The organism is Verrucomicrobiia bacterium, assembly GCA_036405135.1.
Taxonomy (GTDB): Bacteria; Verrucomicrobiota; Verrucomicrobiia; order Limisphaerales; family JAEYXS01; genus JAEYXS01.
In genome coordinates this window covers 15,525-27,654 of the sequence record DASWYF010000005.1, presented here as the reverse complement: position 1 = coordinate 27,654, position 12,130 = coordinate 15,525, and the positions used below count along the sequence as shown (strand labels likewise).

At 55.6% G+C, this 12,130-nt stretch carries 11 protein-coding genes; 3 read left to right on the top strand and 8 right to left on the bottom strand.

Features of this window, described 5'->3' with window-relative positions:
• Window positions 1-2 precede the first annotated feature (2 nt).
• The 4 genes from VGH19_02315 to VGH19_02300 form a co-directional block, all read right to left on the bottom strand.
• Window positions 3-2,696, bottom strand: a complete 2,694-nt coding sequence (locus tag VGH19_02315) for a PSD1 and planctomycete cytochrome C domain-containing protein (protein ID HEY1170180.1) — start codon at window positions 2,694-2,696, stop codon at window positions 3-5.
• A gap of 4 nt (window positions 2,697-2,700) precedes the next feature.
• A complete protein-coding gene (locus VGH19_02310) occupies window positions 2,701-4,020 on the bottom strand; it encodes an acetylxylan esterase (GenBank protein ID HEY1170179.1) in 1,320 nt (439 codons plus the stop codon).
• 895 nt (window positions 4,021-4,915) lie between these two features.
• Window positions 4,916-5,866, bottom strand: coding sequence for a prepilin-type N-terminal cleavage/methylation domain-containing protein (locus VGH19_02305; protein HEY1170178.1), 951 nt, complete (start codon window positions 5,864-5,866; stop codon window positions 4,916-4,918).
• 35 nt (window positions 5,867-5,901) lie between these two features.
• On the bottom strand, window positions 5,902-6,366 hold the full coding sequence (locus VGH19_02300) for a hypothetical protein (protein ID HEY1170177.1): 465 nt from the start codon (window positions 6,364-6,366) through the stop codon (window positions 5,902-5,904).
• A 222-nt stretch (window positions 6,367-6,588) separates the two neighbouring features.
• On the opposite strand from VGH19_02300, the gene VGH19_02295 reads away from it, so the two are divergent.
• On the top strand, window positions 6,589-7,038 hold the full coding sequence (locus VGH19_02295) for a hypothetical protein (GenBank protein HEY1170176.1): 450 nt from the start codon (window positions 6,589-6,591) through the stop codon (window positions 7,036-7,038).
• Between the two features lie 200 nt (window positions 7,039-7,238).
• Window positions 7,239-8,024: an SDR family NAD(P)-dependent oxidoreductase gene (locus tag VGH19_02290; GenBank protein ID HEY1170175.1), complete on the top strand. Its 786-nt coding sequence runs from the start codon at window positions 7,239-7,241 to the stop codon at window positions 8,022-8,024.
• 143 nt (window positions 8,025-8,167) lie between these two features.
• Here the strand turns inward: VGH19_02290 and VGH19_02285 are convergent, their stop codons facing one another.
• Window positions 8,168-8,698, bottom strand: coding sequence for a Pycsar system effector family protein (locus VGH19_02285; protein HEY1170174.1), 531 nt, complete (start codon window positions 8,696-8,698; stop codon window positions 8,168-8,170).
• A 269-nt stretch (window positions 8,699-8,967) separates the two neighbouring features.
• On the opposite strand from VGH19_02285, the gene VGH19_02280 reads away from it, so the two are divergent.
• On the top strand, window positions 8,968-9,276 hold the full coding sequence (locus VGH19_02280; protein ID HEY1170173.1) for a hypothetical protein: 309 nt from the start codon (window positions 8,968-8,970) through the stop codon (window positions 9,274-9,276).
• A 260-nt stretch (window positions 9,277-9,536) separates the two neighbouring features.
• Here VGH19_02280 and VGH19_02275 read toward each other — a convergent pair whose 3' ends face one another.
• From VGH19_02275 to VGH19_02265, 3 genes are all read right to left on the bottom strand, one after another.
• Complete coding sequence (locus tag VGH19_02275; GenBank protein ID HEY1170172.1) at window positions 9,537-10,715, bottom strand: hypothetical protein; 1,179 nt, start codon at window positions 10,713-10,715, stop codon at window positions 9,537-9,539.
• Window positions 10,716-10,805: 90 nt separating this feature from the next.
• Window positions 10,806-11,042, bottom strand: a complete 237-nt coding sequence (locus VGH19_02270) for a hypothetical protein (GenBank protein HEY1170171.1) — start codon at window positions 11,040-11,042, stop codon at window positions 10,806-10,808.
• 166 nt (window positions 11,043-11,208) lie between these two features.
• Window positions 11,209-12,111, bottom strand: a complete 903-nt coding sequence (locus tag VGH19_02265; protein ID HEY1170170.1) for a dihydrodipicolinate synthase family protein — start codon at window positions 12,109-12,111, stop codon at window positions 11,209-11,211.
• Window positions 12,112-12,130: the final 19 nt, after the last annotated feature.

Genomic DNA, 12,130 nt, shown 5'->3' with positions numbered 1-12,130 from the left:
TATTACCGGATGAATTGAAACTCAGGGCTGGTCAGCAACGCCCACAGGACATCACCAAAAGGCTGGATGACAGACGCCCGCTCACTGCGCACCAGCCCGCTATTGTCCCAATAAGCCGTCCCGCCCACAACGCCGTAGCTGATGCTCTTGACCGGCCCATTGAGCATCTGAAGTTTCTTGAAAGTCGTCTCCACACGGGTCCACGTACCCGGCTTGGGCAAAGGTCCTCCATAGATTTGCACTCGCAATGGATCCGTCGTTCTGACCAAGGGCTCATCACTCCACATGATCTCATACTCCACATCGTCTTGCGCCACTCTCAACCAGACGGATTTGGGCGGATTTTTGGGATCGGGATGCACGTGCGCAAAAAGACTTTCCCCCACATGGATGATCACCATCCCCGCCGGTATCGAAAACCCCTGCCACACCAGCCTCTCGCTGCTCTGCGAACGCAAAGACGCCTTGCCCTCCATCACGGGTTGGATCTCCTTTGTCCCCCAATTCCAGTTGGTGCCGTCCTTGCCTTTCAGTTCCCTGAAGATATCCGGCAACATCTCCTCCACCAGCAGCACTTCCTCAGTGCCTCTTGGTGCCGCATTGGTTCTTCCCAGTAATGGTTGCAGATGCTGCTGGGCTATCTGGCGCTCCGCCACCGACGGCAATCGGTTCAATGCCGCCAGATACAACGCCTCCGCCGCTGTCCCTGCATCCCGCTCGCCACTCAGCAGGTCCAACACCGGCGCCCGGTAGATGAAGGACTGGTATTCCCAGCCATTCAACATCTCCAAAAACTGCAGGACCGCGAGCTCCTCCGAACGCGTGGTGATGATCTCCGAGCGCGAAGCAGGCCGCCCCAGTGCCTGTGTGAATGTCGTCGCCGTCGTCCGGAAAAGCGTGCGCCGCGCCCCCAGATCCTGTTGTGCTCCAACCACGCTCAGGCTGTCCAAGAGTTGCTCCGCACTCATTCGTCGCAACTGCGGCGAACGGAAGTGACGCGGAGCCGTCGGCTGCACCGCATCAAACTTGTCCACCAGCCGTGCATCATACGCGAGCTGATAGGTCCGGCTCGTCAGGATCAGCTGCAAAACATGTTTCGTATCATATCCGGAACGGATAAGCTCTTGAGCCAGCCATTCCAGCAATTCCGGGTGACTCGCCTGCCGGTCGCTGCGAAATTCATCCACCGGCTCCACCAGCCCCAGCCCGAAACACCGCTTCCACAAACGGTTCACCATCGCCTGCGCAAAACGCGGATTCAATGGATCCGTCAACAGTTGTGCCACCCGGTGCAACCGCTCTTTTTCGTCCGTTGGCAATTGTTTGGGTGCATTCGGTATCTCGAATGGAAACGCCGCCGGGATGAATTCACCCGTGCGTTTCTCGCACCTCACCAGTTCCAGATCCCGTTTGCTGAACGCGCTCGCGAACGCCAGAAACTTCGCCTGCGGCCATTCCGGATTCTCGAAGTGGCTGTGACAGCTCGCACACTTCATATTCGTCCCCAGAAAGACCTGCCCCACGTTCGCCGCCGTTTCCAGCGTGATCGTGGGACTCTCGTTGCGGATATAACCCACCTCGAACGTGTCATCAAAAGACCGTTGCTCCACCGCCCTGCGGTACCCCGGCAAACTGGCATCCATCAACTCCGCCACCATCACATCATAAGGTTTGTTCGCAAAGAGCCGCGCCTGTATCCACGAACGATAATTGCCACGTGTCAAAATCCCCCCTCGGATGTTCGTATCAGCGCTCGCCAGCAAATCCTCCCAGAACGTGGTCCAGTGATACGCATACCCCGCATCTTGCGCCAAAAGTTTGCTCACCAGCCGTTGCCGTTTATCCACCCGCTGGTCTGTCAGGAATTCCCTCGCCTCATTCACTGTCGGCACCACGCCGATCACATCCAGATACACGCGCCTCAGAAAAGCCACATCATCCGTCACCGCGGGAGCTTGCTGTGCCTCTGGCAACTTCGCCTGCTGCCATCCGGCGATGATGAATTTGTCTATCGCGTTGAAGACCGGCCCGGAAACGATCGGCGGTATCGGTGCAGAAGGCAACTGCGTCATCCGCCACTTTCTCCGCGCCACAAATCTGCTCTCCCCATCCGTCGCATCGTCCAGCAAAGCTATCATCTCATCGGGCGAGAGCCGCGCCTTCGCGATCGTCTCATGCTTGTGCGGATCAAACACCTCCCACGCGCCCTTGTCGTTCGCCACCTGATACGTGGCCGTATCATCTTTCGCTCCTGCCGCGATCCACTGCCGCAAAAGATGCAATCCTTCAGCGGTAACGGGCGGACTCCCCTTCGGCATCTGCGGCTTGAACTCACCACGGATGTATTTCACCACCGGACTCTCATCCGGCTTGCCGGGAATCACACCCGGTCCGTTTTTCTTGCCGGGTTTGAGCAGGTCCGCCACCGAGCCGACCTGATATGCTCCCTCCGGCTCCGTCGTGCCGTGACACTCCACGCAATAGGCAGCCATCAGCGGTTTGATATCCCGCACGTAACTCACCTTTGCCGCTGCCGCACTGTCGATCGGCTGGATCGCGATCGGATGCACCTTGTCTGCCTCCGCAGCTCGCACCACCCCCAGCCCCCACGCCAACAACCCCACCAGCCCGCAAACGACTCTTACGCCCCTGCTCCTGCGATTCACTGTGTGTTCGTTGTTGCGCTCTTCGGTCATCAAATCATTCCTGCTTCGTCTTCATCTTGCGACCGAAGTGCCGGTCCGCAAAATTCATATACTGCTCCCAATCATACTCCAACACATCATGCTTGCCCGTGCGGATGTGGTAGCCGATGAAATCTCCCACCGGCTGGTTCACCTCCGGCATCTCCGTCACGCCAAGACCCGTTTTCTTGAACAGTTTGTAAACCGGCTCCGCATGCACGCCCGCCAGGAACTCACCCTTCGGGTCCGCCCAAGTATCCTCCACCGCACTCGCGATGTAGACCGGACGCGGCGCCATCAACGCGATCAACTCATGCTGATCCACCGGGCACTCGCCCTCCTTGTCATTATACTTCTCGTAATTATCGCAGAACCAGTGCGGGAACGACTTGTTGATCCGCGCCACCGTCTCGCCAAAGTTCCGTCGGCTCAACGCCGCTCCGCCGCAACCCGAGTTGTTCGAGATCGTGATCGCAAACCGCTCATCCGTCGCTCCGGCCCAAAGCGCCGCTTTGCCCAAGCGTGAATGCCCCTTCACGATCATCTCCTTCGCGTTGATGTCCGCATCCTTCTCCAGATAATCCGCCATGCGGCTCAGACCCCACGCCCACGCACCGATCGCACCCCAATCATCTGGCTTGAAATCTTTCCCCTGCGGATGCAGTGCCCCACGGATGCCATCCTTCCAGCCTTCTGGATGATCTGGTTCCAAGTCACCGTAATAAGCCGTCGCCACCGCATACCCGCGTTCCAAGATCGCTTCCAACGGCCAGCGGCTCGCCTGCTTGCCGCGCGATGCTTCCGTCGCGTGATTCTTCACGATGCCGAACTCCTTGTTGTCTCGCATCCATTTCGTCGAGATCGCGACCCCTGGGTCAGCCGTGATTGAATGATTCCCGTAAAAGCTCAACTCCACAAACACCGGCGCACCACTCGCACGACGCTGGTTCGGCACATACAAGAGCAGATCAATCGTCGGCCCGTTCTTCTTGTCCGTCAGATGAATCGTCACTTCCTTCCGCGTCGCTAATCCGCTGAACGCCGCCTTGTCCACCCCGCGAAACTCATAGCGGAAGAACTTCGGCGCGGCGGGCATGCGACCATACACTTGCTCCTCGAATATCCGCAAAATCTCCAGCCGCCGCTCCTGCTCCCACTCCTTCCGCTTCGTGATCACCGTGCCATCGTCTTTCACCAACGGGTCAGGCAAAGTGTAGTTACCCACCTTGGCCTCATCATAATTGAAACCGGCGGGCTGCGCCTCAGCCTCCTCCGAAGAAAAGACAAACGCGGTCGTCATAGCGGCGAGCATCAGACTGCAAGTGCGACGAAACATGGTCATACCCCGCACCTTAATCCATCCCCCCTCCCGCCCGCAAGGAAACCCCTCTCCCAAGAATCCCATATATTTTGTCCCTCCTGTATTCGTAATCGTCCTCCTTCTCGTCGTCGTCCTCGCCCAACGTGCTGCCGGATTCCAGCCGGCAGTCCCATCTTGGCGGCCCCCTCCGCCACTAACCTCCCCCTTGTCCCCACTCTATATATTCGATGTTCCCCTTTTCCCTTATAGGCCCGCCGGTGCAACCGGCCCCCCTCTCGATGTTCAAAGTTCGATGCATAGGCCAACCGGTGCAACCGGTGTTCGATGTTTCCCCTCCTCATTCTTCATTCCCGCGGGACAAGATTGCTCGACGGCCCTCCGCATCTGCCCAAACCACCAACTGGCCTGGCTGATCTTCCGATACCGGCGACTCACCGGCCTGCACCACGTTTCCAACTTCAACTCGCTCTGTTCCGTCAGCTTCATACTGAACCTTTCTTTTACTTTTCTGCGATCAGTATGCAGAGAGGGGTAGGACATTGGCTGTCCATGCCTCCCCTTTTCTAAAAATATTTCAAACCCTCCTAACCAATTGAAAATGAATGCTTTAAACCCAAAACCCCTCCGAAATCTGAATTCCCCCTCCACGAATTCGCGACAATTAGCGAAATTCGCGTCCACCTTCCCCGACCTGAAACGTGAGACCTTAGACCAGAGACACGTATCCATTCCCCAATTCGTGCCAATCCGTGAAATCCGTGTCTTCTCCCCTTTCCGAGTATTCCACGTATTCTGTGGTTTACCCCCCAAAAAAAAGAACGCCCGGCCTAAACAGACCGGGCGTTCTCTGAACCAAACAAACAACAACGAACCAACCTATCTACCTATCTCTATCACTGACAAAAATGTCTCAATCCTTCGTGAATAACGTCCACATCCCCGTCTGCAGCGAGAAATCCGCGTTCGTCGCACCGAGCGTCATCGCCGGATCGAGCTGCTCCACATGCCCGTCCACGAACACGTAATTGTAGCTCCCACCGTGATGCGACTTCGGATCGTTATATGTATACGTGCCGATGTCATTGTAGCTGAAATCGCGCACGTTATTCGTTGTGCCGATCTCATGATGCTGCGTCGCATTGTCTATTTTCGGGTAGCTGTAATGCCCCGCGATGTTTCCAATGTTGATCCGTTCCGTCGCCAGAAACGTCTCCGTCGGTGCCATCACATGCCCCGTCAGCACAAAGGCCTGCTTACGCGGCGGAATCGTATCCGTCGTGTTGAACGTCGATGACACCGGCCCCGCACTGTTATGTCCCCAGTAAAGGCCCAACCCCGTTTTATCCACCGGCGATACGCGCCAGTTGTTATGCATCCCCTTCCCCGTCGTGCTCATGTTATGACCTGACATCGCATACGTGCGCCGCGTCCCGCTCGTCACCCATGAGGCCAGCGGCGCCTTGTCTGCCGGACAACGAAATGCCCGCACGACATTCCTGGCCGGAGTCTGGTTCGCGATCTTCTCAGCATCCGTGAGCGCACCGCCCACATAATCGCTGATCAGATCATCGAATGTGAATTCACCGCCCGTGTTCAAACCGCGCATGGCTGCGTACGTGATCTTCTCCTTGTTATCACTCACATACATCGCCTCGCCCACGCCGATTTGCTTGAGATTGTTCAAACACTTCGTCGAGTTCGCCTTCATCTTCGCCTTCGCAAGTGCTGGTAAAAGCATCCCCGCCAGAATCGCGATGATCGTGATCACCACCAGCAGCTCGATCAACGTGAACGCCGTGATGGCAGTGGGACAGGTGCCACCGCTTGTCCAATCTCCCCTTCCTGTTCTTGCTTTACTCATTCCAGTGAAAATTTTCATAAGCATTCCTCCGTTTATTAATTCGCCGCCAACGTGACCTGCAGCCGGCTATCCCACACATACTTCATCCCGGGCGGCGGGGATGGCAGGCTCGCCAGAAACTTCTCATCCACCAGCACCTTGAGATCCTTGATGCTGTTGGCCGGCACCATGCGGTCCGCCACGTACGATTGCAGTGCGGACGTCAGCGCATTGAGGTCCACCTCACCCTTCTCATTCGTGATGGGAGCGATGCCAAATTCTTGGCCGCCCATACGTGTGTTTGCTGCTGAAGCAGCATTGGAGGTATCACCAGAAAACTCCGGTGGTGTGATGGTTGCCGCAGAGTTGGAAGACGGTTTCACCAACGCTTCCACGGCCACTTCGAGACTTACAGGAACCGGAGGAGGTGTCAGTTCGGTTGCAGCCTCCGGCTCACTGCTGCATCCGATGTTCAGGCTTATCAGTAGAACGCCCGGCAAAACAGAGTAGGACGTTTTCATATACAACATATGGTGGAACATTTCGCTCCCCCGCCGGAATTAGCACCCCCCATGCCATCGTCTATACCTCGATATTTCAGTCTAATTAATGGCTATTTTTTGCCTCCACTGGAAAAGCTGACCACAAAAAACCATTTCTCTTGAGCGAATTACCGCAATCAGAAGCTAATCCGCCGTCCGAGACTTGTCTCCTTCAACCTGATTGAACAATACTCCTGTCAAATGAGCGTGTCCCCCAATCAACCAAGGCTTGTTTTCATCGCCACCCTCTTGCTCTGCACCTTGCTCTTTGGCTGTGAGAAACGTGTGGAACATCAGGCACGCGAAATTATCGGTCCTTCCCCCAGCTTCCCCACCAGCGCGCCAGTCGTCATCTCCCTCCAGACATTCTCACGGCACCAGACGAATTTCTCCATCCAAGACCCAAAACTTTGCGAAGTCATCCTTGCAGCCTTGGGCCCCGCTCAGGAAGTTGGCATGCACAAATGCGCACCGACTGGCCGGATGACCGTTACTTTGGCCAATCAGGATTCACTCCGCTTGGAAATCCTGCACGGACATGATCCATCCAACGTAGAATACGTTTACCAGAGAAAGTATTACATGGGTCCCGGCACTAACTTTTTCAAAGCCCTGAAAACCGCCGGTGTAGATCTCAAGCTGCTCCAGTAGCTGGACTCGCTAGCGTGGCAGGGCTGTGCCGCTTGCGGAATCACCCGTCCGCCTCTCCTCAGCCGAGGAACGAGGCTCAAACTTTTCCGACTGAAAACTGAACACTGAAAACTTGAAACTCCTTCCAACCACGCATCACACATTATTCCTCGATCCTGTCCATCTTGTAAATCCTGTCCAAATTCCTCTACCCTTCCCCCATGTCACGCCTCACCTACAAATGGGTCATCATCACCGGTGCCTCCAGCGGCTTCGGTGCCGCCACCGCCCGCGCCTTCGCCGCTGAAGGCAGCAACGTCATCCTCGGTGCCCGCCGTTTAGATCGCCTGGAAGAAGTCGCCGCCGAATGCCGCAAAGCTGGCGCACCCAATGCCCTCGTCCATTCCCTTGATGTCATCAGCACCGAAAGCGTGAACACCTTCATCGCGTGGGCCAAGACGCACACACCACACATCGACATCCTCATCAACAACGCCGGTGGTGCAAAAGGCGCCGACACCGTCGCCGATGGTAAAGACGCCGATTGGGAATTTATGATGGAAGCCAACGTCCTCGGCCTCCTCCGCATGACTCGCGCCGTGCTTCCTCTTATGCCGCATCACAACGGCGCTTACATTCTGAACATCGGTTCCATCGCTGGACGCGTCGCCTATGAAGGCGGCTCAGCTTACTGTGGCGCCAAGGCTGCCGAGCTCTCCATCACCCGCTCCTTGCGACTCGAACTCAACGGCACCGGCATCCGCGTGGGCAGCATCGATCCCGGCATCGCCGAAACCGAATTCGCCCTCGTCCGCTTCAGCGGCGACACCGCAAAAGCCAAGAAAGTTTACGAAGGCACCGAACCATTGGTCGCCGAAGACATCGCCGAAACCCTCGTCTGGTGCGCCAGCCGCCCCCCTCACGTATGCATCGACGAAGTCCTCATCAAATGCACCGACCAAGCCGCCATCCACAAAATCTACCGCCGCCCCACTGCAGCGAAGTGATCAATGTTACGGAATCATTGAGGCACCCAAATGTTCTCCCTCTCCTCTCAACGAGGAGAGGGCCGGGGTGAGGAGTGAGCGAGCCCAGCGTTTTCAAATACATTAACGCCTTTCCCCAATATTGGCCCGCCGGTGCAACCGGCCTATTCCCAATGCGTGAACAACCCCGTCACAAACGCCAGCACCAACCCCACTAAAAATATCCGGTAACTATACGCGAGATATTTGTACTTCTTCCGATACAACACCCCGCCCAAGTAATACATGTCCATCGCCATCGCTGTGTAGATGGAATCATCACTCTTCAAAATCTTCTCCATCTCCGCGCAATACTCCTCGGGCGACTTCTCACTGAACGATCCAAAGAAAAGCGGATTCACACCCGACTGCACTCTGTCCGTCGTCTTCACTGCCGGCATCACCGCCATGATGGACGTGATCGCCGCCGCAAAGGTGGACACAAACAAGATCAGCACCGGCAACGTCAACCCCTCCTTCTGCGTGTAGCCCAGCAGCATCGAAAAGATCAAAGCCGAGACACCGATCATGATATTCGCCTTCTGATCCGCCATCGCGCTCAAGCTCACATGATGCTGCTGCGCCGTGCGCAGCAGATGAATCGCATTTTGAGTAGGCGGGACAGTAATCCTGACCTCAGGCGATGAACTCTTCATTTGTCTAACTTATTGATTTCAAACACATTACAAGCAGGCCGAATATTAAAAGTCGTCTGCCCAACCCAATCTCACCAAACATTGATCAAGCTAAAACCATGCCCATCAGCAAGTTGCGAATGTCCCCCTCCGATTTTCATTATTTCACTTTTAAGAGAACTTTTTCCCCTTTCAGACGTTTAACTCTATGAAGCAACGGCCCTCTGACAACAACACCAGCCGCTCGTCGGCATGGTTGCATGGCCGGTGATTCAAATGAAAGTATAGCTATGAAGCATATCATCACTACCGCACTGGCCCTCGTGCTCGTCGGTTCCTTCACCTCCGCCCAAGCTCAAGAAGAAAAGAAGAAGGAGCGTCCGCCCCTGACGGAAGAACAGAAAGCTCTCATGAAGCAGATGAATGAGAAATACGACGCCAACAAAGACGGTCGTATCGATCAGGAAGAACGCGCCAAGATCAGCCCGGAAGACCGCGAGAAGATGCAGAAAGCTGGCATCGGCCGTGGTCCCGGCGGCGGTAAGGGCGGAAAAGAAGGCGAAAAAGGCAAAGGCGAAGAAAAGAAGAAGAAGGAATAACTGACTTCTTTTGATTCACAGACCACCGCTTCCAAGCGGCGTCTCGGTTCACATTTCACCCGCTGGCGCGCAAGCCCAGCGGGTATTTTGTTTCCTATCCGTAGCCGCCGACGTCAGTCGGCGCTAACTGCTCTCCCTTGAAAATTTCACATTGCACACTTGAAACCCTCTCCCCCATCCGTGTGATCCGTGTTCAATCAGTGGCTAAATCCTCTTCTCTCGATGTTCGACGTTGGAAGTTGGACGTTCGATGTTTCCCCTTACTTCCTCTTCACTCTCTTCCCCATCGCCTCGCTCAACGCCTTCTTCTTCTCATCCTTGATCGCCCGCGTCAGCGCCTGCTTTTCTTCTGCGGACAGATTCGGATTCGCCATCGCTTTCAATATCTCCGCCTCAGACGCCTGACTGATCTGCGCCACCAGTTTCGTCGCCTCCGGATTCAGCTCAAACCGCTCCGCCAGCTTCAATGCATCCCGATACGCTGGATCCTGTATCTGCTGAAAATCCGCCAAACGTTCTGGTGACAGCACACCTTTCATGTCACCCAACTGCGCCAAATCCTTCTCCAGCGAAAGCTTCTGCCCATTCGCAGAAGCCTGCGCCTCAGCCGCTTTGAGCTTTTGATATAACGCACGGAACTCCTGCTCATTCGGCTCAAACCACGCCAGATCGTTCCGCATCTTGTTCGCCAGACCAGACGTCCGCAGTTCATACTCCAACAACTCGCTTCCGTTTAGGACGCCAGCCAATTCCGTCTCGTGCTGCTTGCGCAAGGCCGCCACCTTCTGGCTCAACTCCTCCTTGCTCAGATTCGCCGCCTTCCCCTCCTCCATCACCTTGCGCACCTCATCGCGATACTTCTCATCCAGCCCCTTCACCTGCGCATGTTTTTCTTCGCTCAAAAACGCCAGCTTCTCATCTCTTCCGATGCGTTCCTGATCCCACGAATACTTCGCCATCTCGGACCTGGGATTCACATCCAGCAGCGACCTGATCAGCTCATCCCGCTCCTTCTCCAGCTCACGGCGCTCCTCAGATTTCCGCTCATCCTTCTTGTCCCGCTTGCTCTCCGCCTCCCAATACTTCCACTGCTGCTCCACCGGATGCAGCATCTTCCACTTCGCCGCGTAAAGTTTGTTCACATCCGCGATGATCAGATCCCGTATCGTCTCTTCTGGACACCCCGCCGCGCGCAGATTCGCGATATATTTGACGTAATCCTCCGACTCGATCACCCGCCAATCCAGCTTAGCCCACTGCGTCACCACCTCCGTCTCCCCCGGCACGAACACCGTCTCCGTCTTCGTGCGGATGATCTGCTTGGGCTGCGGCACCTCTTTCACCGGCGCAGGCACAGGCTCAGATGGACGCATGAGCACCACCGCGCCCAACGCCACATTCACCACCACCGACCCCAGCAAAATGCCCGTCTTATTCATAACTTAGGGACAACGCTTCGATTCCCCTACTAAGACGCCATTTCAAACAGAAACGTTACGCGGAATTTACCCATTACCTATCAACGGATTTTAGAAGGTTATGATCATCACGAGCATGAAAACGCCAAAAACCACCAAAACCCTCCTCCTTTTTCTTACCCAGGTTTCTTCCTCTCCCTTCACCTGCCACATCCTCTTCAAAAACTCATTCCCCGGTTTCACCGCCTCCTCATACATCTTTGGCACCGCGTAATAGAGGGCGGAAAACATAAACACGAACACCGCAAAAAACATCACTTTGATCTCAAAGATTATGTCCGTCGGCATAAGTCGTGGATTTGAAGATTCAAACCTGCAACTACGTCATCAGTAGTATCCCTTCAATCCCCATCACATACAACAATATCCCCATCCGTGTGATCCGTGTTTAATCTGTGGTTAAAAAAACATTCGGTCATTGCTCATTCCTTCGTCATTCGAGCTTGGTCATTCGTCATTTATTGAACCCCACCTTCTCCAAATCCTCCGCCAGCGCCTTCTCCTGCACCGCCGTCAGCGACCGCAACGGCAGCCTCACCGGCCCGCAATCCAGCCCCAGCAACTTCATGATCGCCTTCCCCGCTGGCAACCCGCCGTGCTTGATCATCACCCCGATCACCTCATTCGCCTTCGCCTGCTCCGCTTCCGCCGCCACCAAGTCACCTTTTCGATACGCCTCCAACAACCGATTGAATATCGGCGCGATGTAATTGTACGTGCTCCCCACCGCCCCCTTCGCGCCCACCACCAGACTGCCCAGCAACATCTCATCACGACCAAACAACACATCGAAACGCCCATTCTCCACCCGCACCGCATTCGCATAATCCATCAGGCTCTCGTGCGTGAACTTGATGCCCGCCAGATTCGGGATCACATCCTTCGCCGCGCGCAAGAATTCCGGCACCGGCAAACTCACCCCCGTCATCACCGGGATATGATAATAATAAAAAGGCAGATCCGGCGCAGCCGCCGCCGTCATCGCACACGTATCCACCAGATCCTTGATATTGCCCGGCTTGAAAAAACTCGGTGACGTCAGCGAAGTCGCCGCCGCCCCGATCTCCTGCGCATGCCGTGCCAGTTCGCACGAATCCGTCAGGCTGTTATGCCCCGTATGCACGATCACCTTCACCGATGACGGTGCAGACTTCACCCACTGCTCCGCTACGTCCTTCCGCTCCGCCACACTCAGCGATGGCCCCTCACCCGTCGTCCCACATACGAACGCACCACTCACGCCATTCTCCGCCAGATGCGCCGCATACTGCGGAATCAATTCCAAGTGCAACGACCCATCTTCATTGAACGGCGTAAAAGGCGCCGCCACCAACCCACGCAATCTCTCAAACTTCATAATCATTTCTTTCTAAAAT